Origin of the sequence: Phytohabitans maris, assembly GCF_031085175.1 — a bacterium.
Classification (GTDB): domain Bacteria; phylum Actinomycetota; class Actinomycetes; order Mycobacteriales; family Micromonosporaceae; genus Phytohabitans; species Phytohabitans maris.
Window position 1 is genome coordinate 41,153 of sequence record NZ_JAVHUY010000054.1, and the last position, 19,556, is coordinate 60,708.

General features: G+C 70.1%; 23 protein-coding genes. 17 read left to right on the top strand and 6 right to left on the bottom strand.

What is annotated here, in order from left to right:
• Positions 1-150 precede the first annotated feature (150 nt).
• From dnaK to RB614_RS38070, 5 genes are all read left to right on the top strand, one after another.
• Entirely contained in the window at positions 151-2,040 is a 1,890-nt protein-coding gene (dnaK, locus tag RB614_RS38050; protein WP_308717561.1) for a molecular chaperone DnaK, read from the top strand.
• Entirely contained in the window at positions 2,037-2,744 is a 708-nt protein-coding gene (gene grpE / locus RB614_RS38055; protein ID WP_308717562.1) for a nucleotide exchange factor GrpE, read from the top strand. The genes dnaK and grpE overlap by 4 nt, the downstream gene beginning before the upstream one ends.
• A gap of 87 nt (positions 2,745-2,831) precedes the next feature.
• A complete protein-coding gene (gene dnaJ / locus RB614_RS38060) occupies positions 2,832-4,013 on the top strand; it encodes a molecular chaperone DnaJ (protein WP_308717563.1) in 1,182 nt (393 codons plus the stop codon).
• 22 nt (positions 4,014-4,035) lie between these two features.
• Complete coding sequence (locus tag RB614_RS38065) at positions 4,036-4,470, top strand: heat shock protein transcriptional repressor HspR (protein ID WP_308717564.1); 435 nt, start codon at positions 4,036-4,038, stop codon at positions 4,468-4,470.
• 108 nt (positions 4,471-4,578) lie between these two features.
• Entirely contained in the window at positions 4,579-4,779 is a 201-nt protein-coding gene (locus tag RB614_RS38070) for an antitoxin (RefSeq protein ID WP_308717565.1), read from the top strand.
• 90 nt (positions 4,780-4,869) lie between these two features.
• Here the strand turns inward: RB614_RS38070 and RB614_RS38075 are convergent, their stop codons facing one another.
• From RB614_RS38075 to RB614_RS38085, 3 genes are all read right to left on the bottom strand, one after another.
• Positions 4,870-5,301, bottom strand: a complete 432-nt coding sequence (locus tag RB614_RS38075) for a hypothetical protein (protein WP_308717566.1) — start codon at positions 5,299-5,301, stop codon at positions 4,870-4,872.
• Positions 5,302-5,444: 143 nt separating this feature from the next.
• Positions 5,445-6,653, bottom strand: a complete 1,209-nt coding sequence (locus RB614_RS38080; protein ID WP_308717567.1) for a cation:proton antiporter — start codon at positions 6,651-6,653, stop codon at positions 5,445-5,447.
• A gap of 4 nt (positions 6,654-6,657) precedes the next feature.
• Positions 6,658-7,158 carry a cation:proton antiporter regulatory subunit gene (locus RB614_RS38085; RefSeq protein WP_308717568.1) on the bottom strand — a complete coding sequence of 167 codons (501 nt, stop codon included), beginning with the start codon at positions 7,156-7,158 and terminating at the stop codon, positions 6,658-6,660.
• Positions 7,159-7,217: 59 nt separating this feature from the next.
• Here RB614_RS38085 and RB614_RS38090 point away from each other — a divergent pair, with 59 nt between their 5' ends.
• The 8 genes from RB614_RS38090 to RB614_RS38125 all read left to right on the top strand — a co-directional run bounded on the left by RB614_RS38090 (position 7,218) and on the right by RB614_RS38125 (position 14,254).
• A complete protein-coding gene (locus RB614_RS38090) occupies positions 7,218-7,754 on the top strand; it encodes a DUF1707 SHOCT-like domain-containing protein (RefSeq protein ID WP_308717590.1) in 537 nt (178 codons plus the stop codon).
• An 89-nt stretch (positions 7,755-7,843) separates the two neighbouring features.
• A complete protein-coding gene (gene clpB, locus RB614_RS38095; protein WP_308717569.1) occupies positions 7,844-10,447 on the top strand; it encodes an ATP-dependent chaperone ClpB in 2,604 nt (867 codons plus the stop codon).
• A gap of 46 nt (positions 10,448-10,493) precedes the next feature.
• Positions 10,494-10,853 carry a hypothetical protein gene (locus RB614_RS38100; protein ID WP_308717570.1) on the top strand — a complete coding sequence of 120 codons (360 nt, stop codon included), beginning with the start codon at positions 10,494-10,496 and terminating at the stop codon, positions 10,851-10,853.
• A gap of 92 nt (positions 10,854-10,945) precedes the next feature.
• Positions 10,946-11,749: a DUF4064 domain-containing protein gene (locus tag RB614_RS38105; protein WP_308717571.1), complete on the top strand. Its 804-nt coding sequence runs from the start codon at positions 10,946-10,948 to the stop codon at positions 11,747-11,749.
• Between the two features lie 30 nt (positions 11,750-11,779).
• Complete coding sequence (locus RB614_RS38110) at positions 11,780-12,454, top strand: hypothetical protein (RefSeq protein WP_308717572.1); 675 nt, start codon at positions 11,780-11,782, stop codon at positions 12,452-12,454.
• The gene (locus RB614_RS38115; protein WP_308717573.1) at positions 12,430-13,218 is read left to right on the top strand and encodes an SDR family NAD(P)-dependent oxidoreductase; all 789 of its coding nucleotides are present in this window, start codon (positions 12,430-12,432) and stop codon (positions 13,216-13,218) included. The genes RB614_RS38110 and RB614_RS38115 overlap by 25 nt, the downstream gene beginning before the upstream one ends.
• A gap of 60 nt (positions 13,219-13,278) precedes the next feature.
• On the top strand, positions 13,279-13,812 hold the full coding sequence (pyrE, locus tag RB614_RS38120) for an orotate phosphoribosyltransferase (RefSeq protein WP_308717574.1): 534 nt from the start codon (positions 13,279-13,281) through the stop codon (positions 13,810-13,812).
• A gap of 64 nt (positions 13,813-13,876) precedes the next feature.
• Entirely contained in the window at positions 13,877-14,254 is a 378-nt protein-coding gene (locus RB614_RS38125) for an ArsR/SmtB family transcription factor (protein WP_173040617.1), read from the top strand.
• Positions 14,255-14,362: 108 nt separating this feature from the next.
• Here RB614_RS38125 and RB614_RS38130 read toward each other — a convergent pair whose 3' ends face one another.
• Together RB614_RS38130 and RB614_RS38135 are read right to left on the bottom strand one after the other, a co-directional pair.
• A complete protein-coding gene (locus RB614_RS38130) occupies positions 14,363-15,130 on the bottom strand; it encodes a DedA family protein (protein WP_308717575.1) in 768 nt (255 codons plus the stop codon).
• Positions 15,131-15,187: 57 nt separating this feature from the next.
• On the bottom strand, positions 15,188-15,397 hold the full coding sequence (locus RB614_RS38135; protein ID WP_308717576.1) for a hypothetical protein: 210 nt from the start codon (positions 15,395-15,397) through the stop codon (positions 15,188-15,190).
• 103 nt (positions 15,398-15,500) lie between these two features.
• Here RB614_RS38135 and RB614_RS38140 point away from each other — a divergent pair, with 103 nt between their 5' ends.
• The 3 genes from RB614_RS38140 (at position 15,501) to RB614_RS38150 (ending at position 17,676) form a co-directional block, all read left to right on the top strand.
• Positions 15,501-15,890, top strand: coding sequence for a phage holin family protein (locus RB614_RS38140; RefSeq protein WP_308717577.1), 390 nt, complete (start codon positions 15,501-15,503; stop codon positions 15,888-15,890).
• 120 nt (positions 15,891-16,010) lie between these two features.
• Positions 16,011-17,036, top strand: a complete 1,026-nt coding sequence (gene fbaA, locus RB614_RS38145; RefSeq protein WP_308717578.1) for a class II fructose-bisphosphate aldolase — start codon at positions 16,011-16,013, stop codon at positions 17,034-17,036.
• Positions 17,037-17,157: 121 nt separating this feature from the next.
• Positions 17,158-17,676, top strand: coding sequence for a hypothetical protein (locus RB614_RS38150; protein WP_308717579.1), 519 nt, complete (start codon positions 17,158-17,160; stop codon positions 17,674-17,676).
• A gap of 1 nt (position 17,677) precedes the next feature.
• On the opposite strand, the gene RB614_RS38155 is transcribed toward RB614_RS38150, so the two are convergent.
• Positions 17,678-18,856 carry an LOG family protein gene (locus tag RB614_RS38155; protein ID WP_308717580.1) on the bottom strand — a complete coding sequence of 393 codons (1,179 nt, stop codon included), beginning with the start codon at positions 18,854-18,856 and terminating at the stop codon, positions 17,678-17,680.
• Between the two features lie 216 nt (positions 18,857-19,072).
• Here RB614_RS38155 and RB614_RS38160 point away from each other — a divergent pair, with 216 nt between their 5' ends.
• The gene (locus RB614_RS38160; RefSeq protein WP_308717581.1) at positions 19,073-19,501 is read left to right on the top strand and encodes a DUF3151 domain-containing protein; all 429 of its coding nucleotides are present in this window, start codon (positions 19,073-19,075) and stop codon (positions 19,499-19,501) included.
• Positions 19,502-19,556: the final 55 nt, after the last annotated feature.

Below are 19,556 nucleotides of genomic sequence, written 5' to 3' on the forward strand. Positions count from 1 at the left end.
CCGGCCGATTCATCAGGATCTTCGGGGTGCGGCGACGTTGCGCGTGCTTGGCTCAACCTCTAACTTGACGCTGGCCGAGCCCGTGGCACTATTGAGTCCGGTCCACTCAACTTGACACAAAGACTCACGTCAGAAGCGAGGGAAGCGAACATGGCACGTGCGGTCGGCATCGACCTCGGCACTACGAACTCCGTCGTAAGCGTGCTCGAGGGTGGCGAGCCCACCGTCATCGCGAACGCCGAGGGATCGCGCACCACGCCGTCGATCGTCGCGTTCGCCCGTAACGGTGAGGTGCTCGTTGGTGAGGTCGCGAAGCGCCAGGCGGTGACCAACCCGGACCGGACGATCCGTTCGGTCAAGCGGGAGATGGGCTCCAACTGGACCATCGACATCGACGGCAAAAAGTACACCCCGCAGGAGATCTCCGCGCGGGTGCTGATGAAGCTCAAGCGGGACGCGGAGTCCTACCTGGGCGAGCGGATCACCGACGCGGTGATCACGGTGCCGGCGTACTTCAACGACGCGCAGCGCACCGCCACCAAGGAGGCTGGCGAGATCGCGGGCTTCAACGTCCTGCGGATCGTCAACGAGCCCACCGCGGCCGCTCTGGCGTACGGGCTGGACAAGGGCACCAAGGAGCAGACGGTCCTGGTCTTCGACCTCGGTGGTGGCACCTTCGACGTGTCGCTGCTGGAGCTCGGCGAGGGCGTCATCGAGGTGAAGTCCACCAGCGGTGACAACCACCTGGGCGGCGACGACTGGGACGAGCGGGTCATCGACCACCTGGTCAAGACGTTCCGCGGCCAGCACGGCGTCGACCTGTCGCAGGACAAGATGGCCATGCAGCGGCTCAAGGAGGCCGCTGAAAAGGCCAAGATCGAGCTGTCGGCGGCCACCACGACGAGCATCAACCTGCCGTACATCACGGCTGGCCCGGCCGGCTCCGACGGCAGCCCGTCCGCGCCGCTGCACCTCGACGTGACCCTGAGCCGCGCCGAGTTCCAGCGGATGACGCAGGACCTGCTCGACCGCTGCAAGGGCCCGTTCGAGCAGGCGATCAAGGACGCCGGTGTAAAGCTGGCCGACGTCGACCACGTGATCCTGGTCGGCGGCTCGACCCGTATGCCGGCCGTCTCCGACCTGGTCAAGCAGCTCACCGGCAAGGAGCCCAACAAGGGCGTCAACCCGGACGAGGTCGTGGCCGTCGGTGCCGCGCTGCAGGCCGGCGTGCTCAAGGGCGAGGTCAAGGACGTCCTGCTGCTCGACGTGACGCCGCTGAGCCTGGGCATCGAAACCAAGGGCGGCATCTTCACCAAGCTCATCGAGCGCAACACGACGATCCCGACCAAGCGCTCCGAGGTCTTCACCACGGCCGACGACAACCAGCCCTCGGTGCTGATCCAGGTGTTCCAGGGTGAGCGCGAGATCGCGGCGTACAACAAGAAGCTCGGCACCTTCGAGCTGACCGGCCTGCCGCCGGCGCCGCGGGGCGTGCCGCAGATCGAGGTCACGTTCGACATCGACGCGAACGGCATCGTCCACGTCAACGCCAAGGACCTGGGCACCGGCAAGGAGCAGTCGATGACGATCACCGGCGGCTCGGCGCTGCCGAAGGACGACATCGACCGCATGATGCGGGACGCGCAGGACCACGCCGACGAGGACAAGCGGCGCCGTGAAGAGGCGGAGACCCGCAACCTCGCCGAGCAGCTCCAGTGGCAGACCGAGAAGTTCCTGGCGGAGAGCGGCGACAAGCTGCCGGCCGAGTCCAAGGACCAGATCAACGAGGCGCTCGGCGACCTGCGTGCCGCGCTGGGTGGCAGCGACATCGAAAACATCAAGTCGGCGCACGAAAAGCTGGCCGCGGTCTCGCAGCAGGCCGGCTCGCTCCTCTACGCGCAGCAGGCCGAGCAGGCCGGTCCCGGCGGCGGTGCAGACGCGGGTGCCGGTACGGCGGGCGCGGCCGGTGCCGGTGCCGGTGGCGCCAAGCAGGACGACGTGGTCGACGCCGAGATCGTTGACGAGGACGACAAGAAGTGACCTCTGCACGAGACGATGGCCAGGCCGCCGAGCGGGTCGTCATCCGTGACAAGCGGAAGATAGATCCGTCCGGCGGCAAGGCGAAGGACGCCGAGACCGCCGCGTCGGACCAGACCGACGAGGCGCCCGCCGAGGCCACAAAGGACAGTGCGGCGACCGACAACGCCAAGAAGGAGCGGAAGCCCAGCCACGCGGCACCGGAGCCGGACGAGGCAGCGGCTGCCACCGACAAGCCGGCGGCGGACAAGGCCGAGCCGGGCGGGCCGCTCGGCGCCGAGCTGGAGGCGCTGCGGGCCGACCTGGAGGAGCGCACGCGCGACCTCCAGCGGGTCACCGCCGAGTACGCCAACTACCGCAAGCGGGTCGACCGCGACCGGGGTGTACAGGCGGAGCAGGCCACCGGCCTGGTGATCAGCGCGCTCCTGCCGGTGCTCGACGACCTCGACCGGGCCCGTGAGCACGGCGACCTGGTGGGTCCCTTCGCCGCGGTCAGCGAGCAGCTGGTCGCGGCGCTGGGCAAGTTCGGGCTGACCGCGTTCGGCGAAAAGGGCGACCCCTTCGACCCGACTCGGCACGAGGCGGTGGCCCACCGCACCTCGTCCGAGGTCACCGAGCCCACCTGCGTCGAGGTCATGCGCCGCGGCTACCTGCTGGGCGACCGCCTCCTGCGGGCGGCCCTGGTGGCGGTAGCAGACCCCGAATAACACCCCTCAGCTGATCAGGGAGTTGGTGCGGCGCCGCGCTGAGCGACCGCACCAACTCCCTCATCGGTAGCAAAGACGGAGGAGCGAGTGAGTTCAAAGGACTGGCTGGAGAAGGACTTTTACGCCGTCCTGGGGGTGCCGAAGTCCGCCTCCTCCGACGAGATCAAGAAGGCGTACCGCAAGCTCGCCCGCGAGCTGCACCCCGACCACAACCCCGGCAACACCAACTCCGAAGACCGCTTCAAGGCGGTCTCCGAGGCATACTCCGTGCTCTCCGACGAGCGCAAGCGCAAGGAGTACGACGAGATGCGCGCGCTGTTCGGGTCGGGCCAGTTCCGGCGTAACGCGCGCGGTGGCGGGTTCGACCCGTCCGACATCTTCGGCGGTTTCCAGGGCGCCGGCTCCGGCGCCGGTGGCGGCGACCGGCGGTTCGGCGGCGCCGGGTTCTCCGACCTCTTCAGCTCGATCTTCTCGGGCGGCACCGGCGGCGCGACCCGTACCCGCGGCCCGGTCCGCGGCCGCGACGTCGAGGCGGAGGTCGTGCTCGACTTCGGCGACGCCATCCGGGGCGTCACGCTCCCGCTGTCGCTCCGCTCGCCGGGCGTCTGCGACACCTGCCACGGCAGTGGCGCCAAGCCCGGCACCGAGCCGCGCACCTGCCCGGTCTGCCTCGGCTCCGGCCTGGTGACCCGCAACCAGGGGTCGTTCAGCTTTTCCGAGCCGTGCCGCGAGTGCCAGGGCGTCGGCTCGATCGTCGACGAGAAGTGCCCGGAGTGCCACGGCACCGGCGGGGTAACCAAGACCCGAACCATCAACGTCCGCTTCCCGGCGGGTGTCGCCGACGGCCAGCGCATCCGGCTGGCCGGGCGGGGCGAGCCGGGCGAGCGTGGCGGGCCCTCCGGCGACCTGTACGTGCTGGTCAAGGTCCGCCGGGACGACCTCTTCGGCCGCGCCGGCGACGACCTCACCCTCACCGTGCCGATCACCATCCCGGAAGCGGTCCTCGGCACCGACCTGCGGGTGCCGACGATGGACGGCACGGTGACGCTGCGGGTCCCGCCGGGCACCCCGAACGGGCGCACGCTCCGGGCCCGCGGCAAGGGTGTGGCCCGGCGCGACGGCAAGGTCGGTGACCTGCTGGTCACGGTCGAGATCGAGGTACCCAAGGACCTGACCGACAAGGCCCGCGACGCGATGGAGACGCTGGCCGGCGAGATCCCACCCGCCTCGCGGGAACAGTTGGACGCGCGGGTGCGTCGATATGGTTGACCACACGAGGAGGTGAGCCGGGGTGGAAGAGGAGTTCACGATTTCCGTCGAAGCCGCCTCCGACGCGAAGGTCTTGATCATCTCGGTGGCGGCGAGGCTGGCGGGCATGCATCCGCAGACCCTCCGGCAGTACGACCGGCTGGGGCTCGTGCAGCCCGGCCGGGCGACCGGTGGCGGCCGGCGATACAGCGCTCGCGACGTGGCGCTGCTGCGCGAGGTGCAGCGGCTCAGCCAGGAAGACGGCGTCAACCTCGCCGGCATCAAGCGCATCATCGGGCTGGAGCAGCTCGTCGCCGAGCTCCAGGAGCGGGTGAGCGAGCTGGAGGCGGCACTGGGTGAGGCCTACCAGCGGCTGGCCGAGTACGAGGCCGGCGCGTACCCCCGGCGGGGTGACCTCGTCCCGACCACCCGCACCTCCAACGCCCTTGTCGTCTGGCGTCCCCGCCGCTCCTCCTGATTCCCCCCGGATCTGCGTTTTCGCAGCGCAGGTGGGTACCCCTCGACTAACCTGACCTTTGGCCTGGACGGCACATTCCGGGCCAAAAGGAAGACAGAGGAGGGGTCAATGGGGATCGCCGATTCTTTCAAGGACAAGGCTGAACAGGCCGTCGACAAGATTGGCGGCGACCGGGTCAAGCAGGGCGTGGAGAAGGCCGGCGACAAGATCGACGAGATGACCGGTGGCAAGTTCGCCGGCCAGGTCGACAAGGGCCAGTCCGCCGCGTCTGACTACGTCGACAAGATGGACGACGACTCGAACCGCTGAGTTTGTCGGGCGCGATTTGGCGACAGCGCGCGGGCGGGGATCCACGGGGGGTCCCCGCCCGTCTCCGTCGTCAGGGGTGCTTGGCCGGGCTCAGGCCAGGCGGCGGGACTGGCGCACCAGGCCGCCCTCGCACCAGTCGTGGTAGTCGAAGAGGTCGGGCTTGGCCAGCAGCACGCGACTGTTGTGCGCCCAGGTGACCATCAGCTCGTCGCCGTACTCCTCGGCCTGCTCCACCAGCTTGCGCAGGCGCCGCTTGGGGTGGGCACGGAAGCTGGTGCGGATGCCGTCGGCGGCGTAGATGTACAGGCAGTGCAGCGCGAAGCGGCGCGCCGGGCACGAGCGGTCCATCGCGAGGTCGAAGAGGGTGCCGATCAGGCGGTCGCCGGACACGAGCAGGTCCCAGTCCTGCGGCATCGTCTGCAGCGGCACCGAGTCGGGCTGGTAGGCCCAGGCGCGCAGCTCAGCCGCCGTGGGATCGACAGCGTTGGCGAAGCCCCGAAACGTAGACTGCTGTAAGGTCACCCGCCGCTCCCCTCGCGAGCATGCCTCCGCAGCCCTGGAGCCCCGACCCCCAGGATTCTGCGGCGAAACGGTAACGCGTGGCGAGGTATTTGCGGAAGAGGCGATAAGCGCCATTCGCCAACCCGTTACGTAGGGGGTCCCTGTCAGTCCGTCGTCGGTAACGGCTCCGGACGGCGTACTGAGCGCTGAGTGCGCCGGATAATCCCCTTGAACCAGGCGAAGTCCGGCAGCCGCGCCAGCATCGGTCCGGTCACGACTGTGATCAAAACGTAGGCCGTCGCGAGCGGCGCCAGCTTGGGTTCGATGCCGGGCGTCGCCACCGCCAGGCCGGCGATGACGATCGAGAACTCGCCGCGCGGCATCAGCCCCAGCCCGGCCCGGACCCGACCGGGCAGCGCGATGCCGGCCCGCTTCGCGGCGACGTACCCAGTGATGATCTTTGTGCCCATGGTGACGGCGGCGAGGCCGAGCGCGGGCAGCAACACCGGCGGCATGTCGCTCGGGCTGGTCGCCAGCCCGAAGAAGACGAAGAACACCGCGGCGAAGAGGTCGCGCAGCGGAGAGAGCAGCTCGGTGGCGTGGTGGGCGACCGGCCCGGAGAGGGCGATGCCGACGAGGAACGCGCCCACCGCAGCGGAGACCTGCAACTGCGCCGCGAGGCCGGCGACGAGAAGGGTGAGGCCGAGTACCCCCAGCAGGAGGGCCTCCGGGTCGCGGGCCGAGATGAACGCCGAGATCGCGTGCCCGAACCTGAGCGCGACGATCAGCACCACGATGACCGTGCCGACCGCGATCGACAGGGCCTTGGCGCCGCCGATGAAGCCGGTGCCGGCCAGCACGGCGGTGAGCAGCGGCAGGTAGAGCGCCATGGCCAGGTCTTCGATCACCAGGATCGAGAGCATGACCGGGGTCTCCCGGTTGCCCAGCCGGCCCAGGTCGGCGAGCACCTTGGCGATCACGCCGGACGAGGAGACCCAGGTGATGCCGGCCAGCACCAGCGCGGCCACCCAGCCCCAGCCCAGCAGTAGGCCGAACACCAGGCCCGGTACGGCGTTGAGCAGCCCGTCCAGCAACCCCGAGCGCGCGTTGGTGCGCAGGTTGCCGATGAGCTCGCGGGCCGAGTACTCCAGCCCGAGCATCACCAGCAGCAGGATGACGCCGATCTCGGCGCCGACCGCGATGAACTCCTCGCTAGCCGAGAGGGGCAGTACGCCGCCGTGGCCAAACGCCAGGCCGGCGAGCAGGTAGAGCGGGATGGGCGAGAGCCCGATCCGCCGGCTGAGCCGACCGAGGAGTCCGAGGCCGAAGAGGATGGCGCCGAGCTCGATGAGCAGGACCGTGGTGTCATGCATACGGTCAGCTGTCCGGGTCGCCGTCGGCGAGGATCCGGCCGACGCCGTCGAGCCCCTGGCGGGTGCCGACGACCACGACCACGTCACCGGCCTGGAAGACGAACTCGGGTCCGGGGGAGACGATCACCTGGCCGTCGCGGAGCACGGCGACGATGGACGCGCTCGTGCGGGTGCGGGCCTTGGTCTCGCCCAGGCGCCGCCCGACGAAGCGCGAGGCGGCTGGGATCGAGATCTGCTCGGTGAGCAGGCCGGCCGCCTGCTGGCGCAGGCCGGAGAGCTGGCCGAGCATCAGCGAGGCACCGAGAACGTCGGCCAGCGCCTCCGCCTCGTCGTCGTTGAGCGGGATCGAGGCGATGCAGGAGTCTGGATCGTCATCGTCGTAGAGGACGAGGTCGCGACGCCCCGTCCGGTGGGACACGACGCCTACCCGCCGGCCTGACTCGGTTACCAGATCGTGGCGCACGCCGATGCCCGGCAGCGCGGTCTGCTCTACCCGTACTCGCACGTCGAACACGGTACCTTTCAGCTGTGAGCGAGCTTTCCCCTCAGCGTCGCGAGCTTCGCATGTCCGATGCCGACCGGGAGCGCGTTGTGCGACAGCTCAACGCCGCGGTCGGGGAGGGCCGGATCACGCTGGCCGAGTTCGAGGAGCGGGTCGCCGGGGTGCTGGCCTCCCGCACGTTCGGCGAGGTCGAGCCGTTTCTGGCCGACCTGCCCCAGCCTCCCGCGCCGCCGGTGCGCGACGTCATCGAGCTGAAGTCGATGGCCTCCACCCTCAACCGCTCGGGCGCCTGGACCGTGCCCCGCCGGCTCGTCGTGCGCAACTCGGCGGGGAGCGTAAAGCTCGACTTCACCGACGCGGTGATCACCTACCCGGTGGTCGAGATCCACCTCGACGTGCTGGCCGGCACCACAGTGCTCGTACTGCCGCTGGGCGCGACGGTCGACGCCGGCGAGGTGCACACGATGGCCGGCAGCCTCAAGATCCGCCAGCAGATCGGCGAGCACGGCGGCGACGTGCACTTCGTGGTGACCGGGCGGCAGCGGATGGGCGACCTCGTCGTGCGCCACCAGTACCGGTTCTGGCACTGGCGCTGGTGACTTCCGCGCGCCGTGCCGGGTGGGGCGCGGCCGTTGCCGGCGGAGCGCGCTAAAGTTGAGTGGTCCACGCTCAACTCTGGGGAGCCAGCTTGAACGCCGAACGTTTGACCACCAAGAGCCGCGAGGTCATCACCGGCGCGGTCGCCATCGCCAACCAGCGCGGGCACGCCACCGTCGAGCCGTGGCACCTGCTGCTCTCCCTGCTCGACACCGGCGGGTCCACCGCCGGCGGCCTGCTGCGTGCGGTCGGTGCCAACCCCGCCGACATCCGCCGGGCCGCCGCGCGCGCGGTCGAGACGCTGCCGAGCGCGCGGGGATCCAGCGTCGCCGAGCCGAGCCTGTCCCGCGAATTCGTCAACGCCATCGGTGCGGCCGAGCAGATCGCCCGCCCCCTCGGCGACGAGTACACGTCGACCGAGCACCTGCTCGCCGGCCTCGCCCGGGTCGGTGGCGCGGTGGCCGAGACCCTCAAGGCCGCCGGCGCGACCGAGGAGAGCCTGGTCGCCGCGTTCCCGAGCGTCCGTGGCGGCGACCGCCGGGTGACCACCGCCGACCCCGAGCAGACCTACCAGGCGCTGGAGAAGTACGGCGTCGACCTGACCGCGCGGGCCCGTGACGGCAAGGTCGACCCGGTCATCGGGCGCGACTCCGAGATCCGCCGGGTGATCCAGGTGCTCTCCCGGCGTACCAAGAACAACCCCGTGCTCATCGGCGAGCCCGGCGTCGGCAAGACCGCGATCGTCGAGGGCCTGGCCCAGCGGATCGTCGCCGGCGACGTGCCCGAGTCGCTGCGCGACAAGCGGCTGATCTCGCTCGACCTGGGCGCGATGGTGGCCGGCGCGCAGTACCGCGGCCAGTTCGAGGAGCGGCTCAAGTCGGTGCTCGAAGAGATCAAGAACTCGAACGGCCAGGTCATCACGTTCATCGACGAGCTGCACACGGTCGTCGGGGCTGGCAAGGGCGAGGGTTCGATGGACGCCGGCAACATGCTCAAGCCGATGCTCGCCCGCGGTGAGCTGCGCATGGTGGGCGCGACCACGCTGGACGAGTACCGGGAGAACATCGAGAAGGACCCGGCGCTGGAGCGGCGCTTCCAGCCGGTGCTGGTCGGCGAGCCGACGATCGAGGACACGATCGGCATCCTGCGCGGGCTCAAGGAGCGGTACGAGGTGCACCACGGCGTGCGCATCACCGACGCCGCCCTGGTCGCCGCGGCCTCCCTCTCCGACCGGTACATCACCGACCGCTTCCTGCCGGACAAGGCGATCGACCTGGTGGACGAGTCCGCGTCCCGGCTGCGCATGGAGATCGACTCGCGGCCGGTGGAGGTGGACGAGATCGAGCGGGCCGTACGCCGGCTGGAGATCGAGGAGATGGCGCTGGCCAAGGAGCCGGACGAGGCCTCGGCCCAGCGGCTGGAGCGGCTGCGGCGAGAGCTCGCCGACAAGCGCGAGCAGCTCACCGCCCTCTCCGAGCGGTGGCGCCTGGAAAAGGAGCACATCACCAAGATCTCCACGGCCAAGGAGGAGCTGGAGCGGCTCGGCGGCGAGGCCGACCGGGCCGAGCGCGACAGCGAGCTGGAGCGGGCGGCCGAGCTGCGGTACGGGCGGATTCCCCAGCTCCAGGGTGAGCTGGCCCGGGCCGAGGCGGAGCTGGCCGTGCTCCAGGCCGACGGCGCGATGCTCAAGGAGGAGGTGGGCGCCGACGACATCGCCGCCGTGGTCGCCTCCTGGACCGGCATCCCGGCCGGCCGCCTGATGGAGGGGGAGACCGCCAAGCTGCTGCGCATGGAGCAGTCGCTGGCCTCCCGGGTGATCGGGCAGGCCGAGGCGGTCGCCGCGGTCTCCGACGCCGTACGCCGGGCCCGGGCGGGCGTCGCCGATCCGGACCGCCCCACCGGCTCGTTCCTCTTCCTCGGCCCCACCGGTGTGGGCAAGACCGAGCTCGCCAAGGCGCTCGCCGAGTTCCTCTTCGACGACGAGCGGGCCATGGTGCGCATCGACATGAGCGAGTACGCGGAGAAGCACTCCGTGGCCCGGCTCGTGGGCGCCCCGCCCGGCTACGTCGGGTACGAGGAGGGTGGCCAGCTGACCGAGGCGGTGCGCCGCCGGCCGTACTCGGTGGTGCTGCTGGACGAGGTGGAAAAGGCCCACCCGGACGTCTTCGACGTGCTGTTGCAGGTGCTCGACGACGGGCGGCTCACCGACGGCCAGGGGCGTACCGTCGACTTCCGCAACGCGATTCTCGTGCTCACCTCCAACCTGGGCTCGTCGGTCATCGCCGACCCGATGCTCTCGGAGGACGAGCGGCGCGAGGCCGTGCTGTCGGTGGTGCGCTCGCACTTCAAGCCCGAGTTCCTCAACCGGCTCGACGACATCGTGGTCTTCCACTCGCTGACCGGGCCGGAGCTGACGTCCATCGTGGACATCCAGCTCGACCGCCTGCGCAAGCGGCTCACCGACCGGCGGCTGACCGTCGAGGTCTCCGACCCGGCGCGGACGTGGCTGGCCGAGCACGGGTACGACCCGATCTACGGCGCCCGCCCGCTGCGCCGGCTGGTGCAGTCGGCGATCGGCGACCGGCTCGCCAAGGCGCTGCTGGCCGGCGAGATCCGGGACGGCGACACGGTCCGGGTGGACCTGGCCGACTCCAAGGACGGGCTGTCGGTCTCGGCCGCGCGCGCCGGGTCTTGATCGCGAAGTACGGGTGCGCCCAGGCCAGGGCGGGTAACAATCGGGTATGACCGGATCCATCGCCGCGGCGGTTCGGGAGCTGGCGAGCGCGGAGGTCGTCGCGTTCGCCGGCGTGGGGCTGGCCGCCCGGGTGCTGCCGGTCACGGAGGCGTACCGGACGGTCGAGGCCACGCTGCCCGAGGGGGCCGACGAGGCCCGCCCGCACCTGGCCTGGCTGCTGGCGAACGGCTCGCCGGCCGGCAAGGCGTACGCGGCCACGCTCCTGGCCACCTTCGACCCTGAGGCGGCCCGCGCGGCCTGGGGATCACTCAGCCACGAACCGGCGGAGTTCACCACCTTCCACGGCTGCATCATGGATCGCACGACCCTCGGGCAGTACGCCACCGGCCAGCTGACCGTCGCGTAACACCGCGGACACAGTGGACTGCGGGCACCGTTTGCATCGCTCAACTGGCAGGGTATGCATACGTACTGACCGTGATCTAGGGAAGGAGCGTCGTGGCTGATCCCACGAGCCCGGCCGTGCCCGCGCGTCCGGCGACCGTCAATATCTCCAGCTACCTGCTCTACCTGTACGCCGCGCTCGGGGTCATCGGTGTGATCATCGGCCTATCGGTGATCGGCACTACCTCCGACGTCTACCGCGAGGCGTACGAGGGCACGTCGGCCGAGGGCACGGAAGGCTTCGTGACCGTCACCTCCATCGTCGTGGCGGTCATCAGCCTGCTCTTCGCCGCCGCGTTCGTCGTGCTGGCGATCTTCAACAACCGGGGCAAGAACGCGTCGCGGATCGTCACCTGGGTGCTGGGCGGCGTGTCGCTCTGCTGCTCCGGCGTCTCGCTGGCCGGTTCGGCGCTCACCAACTCGATGAACTTCGACACCGGTGACAGCGACGTGCCGGACGCGGCGGAGATCCAGCGGCGGCTCGAGGACGCGCTGCCGAGCTGGTACACGCCGGTCTCCATCACGGTCGCGGTGCTCAGCCTGCTCGCGCTGCTGGTGGCGCTGATCCTGCTGGCGCTCCCGCCGTCGAACGAGTTCTTCCGCAAGCCGGCCCCGCTCTGGGAGCCGCCGGTGCCGGGCGCGGCCTACCCGGGGTACCCGCCGGCCACCGCGGCACCGGCTCCCGGCGTACCGCCGGCTCCGGGGACCCCGCCGGCACCGCCCGCACCGGGGGCTTCGCCGTATGCCCCACCGCCGGTGTCGGGTGCGCCAGAGGCCGCGCCGCCGCCCGCGGCCGGTGCACCGGAGAGCCCGGGTGAGGACAAGAAGGACAACCCGAATTCACCCCCCGGTCAGTGATCAAGCCGGCGATCATGTAGTTCTAACTGCATGAGCGACGTCTCGATCCCCGAGCCGGCCCGGCCACGGCCGGCGACCGTCACCGCCGCCGCGGCGATCATGATCTTCATGGGAGCCGCCGGGCTGGTGAACGCGGTCGTCGGCCTGGCCGCCATCGGGGGCGTGGTCGACCGCTTCCGCGACGCGGCCGAGGCCACCGGCGCCAGCCAGTCCGACATCGACGGCCTCGCCGGGGTCGCCTGGGGCACCGTGATCGCCGGTGCGGTGCTCTCGGTCCTCTTCGCCGCCCTGCTGATCGTGCTGGGCGTCGGCAACCTCCAGGGCCGCAACGGCGCCCGCATCGCCACCTGGATCGTGAGCGGGCTCGGCCTCCTCTGCGGCTGCTGCGGCCTCCTCGCGGTGATCAGCCAGAGCGCCCTCTCCTGGAACATCTCGACCGACGACCAGACGCAGGACCTCACCCAGGCGCTCACCGACGCGTACCCGGGCTGGTGGATCGGGCTCAACGGGGTGGTTTCGGCGGGTCAGGCGCTGGGTTACCTTGTAGTAGCTTTGCTGCTGGCCCTGCCCGCGTCGCACCCGTTCTTCCGCCGCGGGACCGAGCCGGCCACGGTCACGCCCCCCACGACCCCGCCCGTCCCCACCGCCCCGCCCCCGCTCCCCGAGGTGAGGAACTCCGATTGGCAGCCCCCCGGACGGCCCTGATCACGGGGGCCAGCAGCGGCTTCGGAGCGGCGTTCGCCCGCCGGTTCGCGGCCGAGGGCCACGACCTGGTGCTCGTCGCGCGCGGCGAGCAGCGGCTGGCCGACCTCGCCACCGAGCTGTCCGGCCGGTACGGCGTCACAGTCACCCCGCTCGCCGCCGACCTGTCCACCGACGACGGCTGTGCCGTGGTGGAGAAGCGGCTCGCCGAGGGCGTCGACGTGCTCGTCAACAACGCCGGCTTCAGCCTCAACCGATCCTTCGTACGGTCCACGGTGGAGGCTGAGACCCGGCTGCTCCGGGTCAACGTGCACGCGGTCATGCGCCTCTCCCTCGCCGCCCTCCCGGGCATGGTCGAGCGCGGCCGGGGCGACGTGATAAATGTCTCCTCGGTCGCCGGCTTCGCCGCGGTGATGCCCGGTTCGACGTACTCGGCGAGCAAGGCGTGGGTCACCAACTTCAGCGAGTCCGTCGCGCACTCGGTGCGCCGGCACGGCGTTCGCGTGATGGCTCTTTGTCCTGGTTACACGCACACGGAGTTTCACGACCGGGCCGGCATCGACATGTCGAAAACTCCAGAGTGGATGTGGCTCCAGGTCGACCGGGTCGTCGACGACGCCCTGCGCGACCTGCGCCGCGGAAAAGTCGTCAGCGTGCCGGACTGGAAGTACAAGGTCGCCGTCTTCGGGATGCGGCACCTGCCGCGCGGTCTACTGCAGGCTGTCGCGCGCGACACGCGGGGACGCACGGGCCGCGACGAACAGTAATGGGTGATGTGACCGGGTCGACGGTACGAACCGGGCATACGGCAAGTACCCTTGTGCGCCATGGGGGACCATGACGACCTGCGTAAATCCATCACTGAACTGGCCATCGTCCGGGGCCGCGTGGTGCTGTCCTCGGGTCTCGAGGCGGACTGGTATGTCGATCTACGCCGGGTGACGTTGCACCATGCGGCCGCCCCGCTCGTTGGTCGGGTGATGCTCGACCTCATCGCGGACTGGGACTTCGACGCCGTCGGCGGCCTGACCCTGGGCGCCGACCCGGTGGCGGCCGCGATGCTGCACGCCGCCGCGGCGGCCGGGCGGCAGCTCGACGCGTTCGTGGTGCGCAAGGCGGAGAAGACGCACGGATTGCAGCGCCGGATCGAAGGTCCCGATGTGGCGGGCCGCCGGGTGGTGGCGGTGGAGGACACCTCGACGACGGGCAGCAGTGTGCTGACCGCGGTCGAGGCGCTCAAACAGGCCGGAGCCGAGGTTGTGGGTGTAGCGGTTATCGTTGATCGAGGTGCGGGTGAGGCGGTTCGGGACGTGGGACTCCCCTACCGCGCTGCCTACACGTTGGGCGACCTCGGCCTTTAGGTCTAACAAGTTTGTCGATTCGGACCTGCTGATATGCAGGCGGATCGATGGTGTAGGTGGAAGGATGGAGTACGTGGGAACTGCGTTGGCTGAAACGACCATGCCTCAGATCTCGCCGCTTGGCGGCGAGCCGATCGAGCGCGCTGATGCCGAGCGCCTCGCTGGGGTCCTGAAAGCACTCGCCGATCCGGCCCGGCTGCGGCTCTTGAGCCTCATCCAGTCGGCCCCGGAGGGCGAAGCGTGCGTCTGTGACCTCACCGCACCGCTCGGCCTCTCGCAGCCGACGGTAAGCCACCACCTGCGAATCCTCACCGAAGCCGGCTTGCTGGAGCGGGAGAAGCGCGGTGTGTGGGCCTACTACCGGCTGGTGCCGACCGCGATCGCTACGATCGCGGACCTGTTGACTCCTCCGCGTAAGCGCGCCACCAAGAAGGCTCGCTGAGTTAGCGCGGAATCGCCCGGCGTCACTGAGCTGCTCACCATTCTTGGTGACACCGGGCGATTTCCTCGTGCCTCGCTCTGTTACGTGGCGTAGCCGTCAGGGTTTTGATCAAACCTGGTAGTGCCGACCCGGAGTGGCCGGGGCCGTCTCTGCCGTCTCCTCCGCCGCGATGGCTGCTGCCCGCCGCTTGGCGCGGCGCTCGCGGATGATCTCGATGAAGATCGGCATTACCGAGATCAGGATGATCAGGCCCACCACCGGCAGGATGTAGCGGTCGATGTGGTCACCGACCGCGTCATAGATGCTGTCCGCCAGGAAGTATCCGCCGAGGATGATCCCGTCGGTCCAGATCACGCCGCCCACGACGTTCCACAGGAAGAAGGTCTTGGCCGGCATGCCGAGCACGCCGGCGACCGGGTTGAGGAACGTGCGGACGATCGGGATGAAGCGGGCCAGCACCACGGCCTTGGCCGGGCCGAACTTCTCGAAGTAGTACTCGGCCTTCTCCACGTACTCCCGCTTGAACAGGCGCGAGTCGGGTCGGTCGAACATCTTCCGGCCGTACCGGGCGCCGAGGAGGTGCCCCAGCTGGGCACCGGTGATGGCGCAGATCGGCGCGCCGATCACCAGGCCGAGCAGCGAGAGCCGGGTGCCGTCGCCGAACATCGCGTCGGCGACGGGCGACGCGGCCACGCCGGCCAGAAAGAGCAGCGAGTCGCCGGGGAAGAAGAAGCCGACCAGCAGGCCGGTCTCGGCGAAGAGGATCACCCAGACGCCCACCAGACCGAACGTCTGGAGGAGCTCCTTGGGGTCCAGCGGGTTGACGGCGAGCTGCTCGGAGAGCGCGCGGGTCTTCTCGGCTGTGTCCACGGGCACATAGGCTACCGGGACGCGGCGAGCCGAAGCTGTGCGGTCGCTGAAGGTGGACAGCTACTACCGGTAGTCGTCGTCCGGACCGACCACGCGGGCCTGCTCCAGCGCGTCCCATTCGTCCACTTCGAGGCCACGGTGCACCTCGGGCTCGGTATCTGCCGGGTCGGCAACCGTCGCCTGCTCCACGGCGTCTTCGGCCGGTGCCTCCGGGTCGCGCTCGTCCGGCGCCAGGTGATCGTCGGGCGCGAAGTCCTCGTCGGGTTGGGCCATGGTGGCCTCCTTCCGCTCTTCCTGCGTACGGCGGGCAGGGTGCCCGTCGATCAAGCCAGGGAAACCGGCCTCAGGCGCGATGCTGGGGTGTCAGGATGGAACGGTGGGTTTTCTGGTCCGCTGGGCGATCAACGCGGTGGCGTTGTGGATCACCACGCTCGTGGTGCCCGACATCAACGTGACCGGCAGCTCCTCTGGTCGCAACGCGCTGACCCTGATCGTCGTCGCGCTGATATTTGGCCTGGTAAACGCCGTCCTCAAGCCGATTATCCACGTCGTCGGGTGCCTGTTCTACATCCTGACGCTGGGCCTCTTCGCGCTCGTCGTCAACGCCCTGCTCTTCCTTCTCACGGACTGGATCTCGGGCCAGCTCGACCTGCCGTTCAGCATCGACGGCTTCTGGCCCGCGTTCTGGGGAGCCATCGTGATGGCCGTGGTCAGCTGGCTGATCAGCCTCGTGATCCCGGACCGCTGGGAGGGCAAGGCGGCCTGACCGGGGCGCTCCGGACCACCCCGGGCCGGTGAGGTGGCGACCGGTGACCTGCGGGATACTTCCGGCTGGAGGACAGCGCGGTCCGGCGCACTCAAAGCCCACGTTCTAGGAGCGTTCGACATGCCTATCGCTTCCCCTGAGGTCTACTCCGAGATGCTCGACCGCGCCAAGGCCGGCGCGTTCGCGTACCCCGCGATCAACGTGACGTCCTCGCAGACGCTCAACGCGGCGCTGCGCGGCTTCGCGGAGGCGGAGAGCGACGGCATCGTCCAGGTCTCCACCGGCGGCGCCGACTACCTCTCCGGCCCGACCGTCAAGGACATGGTCACCGGCTCGGTGGCGTTCGCGGCGTACGCGCACGAGGTGGCCAAGAACTACCCGGTCAACATCGCCCTGCACACCGACCACTGCCCCAAGCCCAAGCTGGACGGGTTCGTCCGCCCGCTGCTGGCGATCTCGAAGGATCGGGTTGCCCGCGGTGAGGCGCCGCTCTTCCAGTCGCACATGTGGGACGGCTCGGCCGTGCCGCTGGACGAAAACCTCCAGATCGCCCAGGAACTGCTGGCCGAGGCGGCCGCCGCGCACGTGGTGCTGGAGATCGAGGTCGGCGTCGTGGGCGGCGAGGAGGACGGCATCGTCGGCGCGATCGACGAAAAGCTGTACACCACCGTCGAAGACGGCCTGGCCACGGTCGCCGCGCTCGGCCTCGGTGAGAAGGGCCGCTACATCGCCGCCCTGACCTTCGGCAACGTGCACGGCGTCTACAAGCCGGGCAACGTCAAGCTCCGCCCGGAGATCCTCAAGGAGATCCAGGACGCGATCGGCGCCAAGTACGGCAAGGAGAAGCCGCTCGACCTCGTCTTCCACGGCGGCTCGGGCTCGCTGCTGTCGGAGATCCGGGCCGCGCTCGACTACGGCGTGGTGAAGATGAACATCGACACCGACACGCAGTACGCGTTCACCCGTCCGGTGGCGGCGCACATGTTCACCAAGTACGACGGCGTGCTCAAGGTGGACGGCGAGGTCGGCGACAAGAAGTCGTACGACCCGCGCACCTGGGGCAAGGCGGCCGAGGAGGGCATGGCCAAGCGCGTGATCGAGGCCTGCGAGCACCTCCGCTCGACCGGCACCACGCTCTCCAAGTAGCCAGACCCTAGAGCGAAGACGTCCGCGGCCGGTCCTTGCGCGAGGGCCGGCCGCGTGCCGTTCTGTGGTCCGGGGTGGCTTTTCGGTATGATCGCCCGATAATGCCCCCTGGAGGTCGGTCGTGCTCGGCATCGAAGGGTACGAGCCGCAGTGGTGTCACAGTGCGCGGACGCTAGCCGCCGTCCACCGTCCGCGCTTCTCCCGGATCATCGGCCGGACGCTGGAGGGCGCCTGGCTGATGTGGGATCTGGAACGCCGCCAGTGGTTCGCTGATGGCCCGGTGATCCTCGGCTTTGGTGACGTCAACGTCGAGGTCACCCACCGCAAGTTCGACGAGTGCGGGATCACCTGGGGCCAGGTCGACATGTCCATGCCGCTGGACTGGCCCGGCCTCGCCCTCGATTGGCGACCCGACGCCCACCCCGCCCTACTGGCCGCCCGCGGCCGCCGCCTGCGCGCGGTCAACGTGATCGAGCGCATCATGCCGTCCCACTGGCGCCCCCGCGTCCTGCACGCGGTCGAGTTCCTGTTCGAGGGCGCGCGGCTGGCCGTCTACAACGCACTAGACGAAAACGGCATCACCAACGAGCCCGACGTCGACCTCCCGGTCGGCTTCTGGTGCCGCGTCTCGATCGCCTGACCTACCCCTCGCCGGTCAGGACGCGGACGGCTTCGTGGACATCGTCGGTGACGTGGATCGTGCCGGAGAGGTCGCCGGCGGGGGAGAGGGCGAGCAGCGGGCGGAGCAGTGCCTCGATGGGCAGGGTCTCCGTCCAGAATGCACGGTCGAGGAAGACGTACGCGCCGCTCGCGCCGTCGGTGCCGTAGAACGTCTTGGTCGCCGCCTGGAAGACCTCCTGCACGGTGCCGGCGCGGCCGGCCGCGAAGACGATGCCGCCGCGGGCCAGGCGGAGGATCGTGTCCTCGCGGATCGCGTTGGAGAAGTACTTGGCGATCCGGCCGGCGAAGAGGTTGGCCGGCTCGTGCCCGTACAGCCAGGTGGGGATCGCCAGGCCGCCGCGGCGGGGCCAGTCGACGTCGTCGCTGGGGGTGAAGCGGGCCCGCACGTCGAGCGCTGCCGCCGTGTACGGGTCGTGGTCCATGAAGTCGGGCGCGGCGCTGAGCTGGTCGATCGCGGTGGTGAGCTCCTCGGCGTCGTGGGTGGCTAGGTAGGCGCCGAGGTTGGCCGCCTCCATCACGCCCGGGCCGCCACCGGTCACCACGAGGCGGCCGGCGCGGGCGAGCTCCCAGCCGATCGCGGCCGCCAGCCGGTACGCCGAGGAGCCGCGGGGCACCGCGTGCCCGCCCATCACGCCGACCACCGAGCCGGGGCCGTGGCGGGCCAGCCAGGTGAACGTGATGTCGGCCAGCGCGTTGTCGATGCCGTGGTCGTGCAGCCGCTGGGCGAGCGCCTCGCGGACCGTCGGCAGCGCGCCGCCCACGGCCAGGAAGTGCTCGTAGACCACCGTGTCGTACATGCCGGCGAAGCCGCCGGTCTCGAAGCCGGCGGCGAGGTCCTCCGGGGTGTACAGGTGGGACGGATGGGTCGGGAAGGGCAGGTCGCGGAAGGGCGGCACCACGTGCGCGCCGCGCCGGACCACGTCGGCCTCGGCTTCGACGGTGGCGAAGTGGCAGCCGATGAAGAGCGTGCCGGTGACGTCCACATGGGAGAGATCGGGCACCGGCGCGGCGTCGAGGCGCAGCCCCTGGACGGTCAGCCCGGCGAGGCTGCCGCTACGCAGGTGCAGGTCGAGCTCGGCGCGGGACTCCACCTCTTCCGGAGAGGTGTCGAACGGCTCTAGGACATCGAGGGACGGCACGCGCCAATCCTGCCCCACCGGCACAAGCGCGGCCCATCGACCACAGAAGAGAGAGCCCGGCGACACAAGGTCACCGGGCTCCCGTTACCGGGTCCTGGGGAGGCTCCGGACCTCCATTTCTACGCCAGTGTGGGGTCGCGCACACCGGCCGCACGCGTGACGAATCCCTCAGCCTTTCAGGCACTGTATCGGCGAGCTTGCGGGTTGAATGTGCCCATGCAGAACCTGTTGCCCGAACCGCCCGCCACGCTGCTGCCCGCCGACGACAAGGCCGCCGCCGCATTGGCCGTGGCGGAGCGGGACGACACCGACGAGGCGTTCGCCGACGTGGCCGCACACTTCCCGGCGTACAGCGCGGCCTGGGCGACCCTCGCCAGCCGCTCGCTCGCGGAGGGCCAGTTCGTCATGGCGTACGCGTACGCCCGCACCGGCTACCACCGCGGCCTCGACCAGCTGCGCCGCAGCGGCTGGAAGGGGCACGGCCCGGTGCCGTGGGCGCACGAGCCCAACCGCGGCTTCCTGCGGTCGCTGCACGCCCTCTCCCGGGCCGCCGACGAGATCGGCGAGTCCGACGAGGCGGCCCGGTGCGCCCAGTTCCTGCGCGACTGCGACCCGGCCGCCGGCGACGCCCTCTCCGGCGTCTAGACACCTAACCCCGGGGGGCCGAAGGCCCCGGAAGCGGCGGAGGGTGACGCTGCGG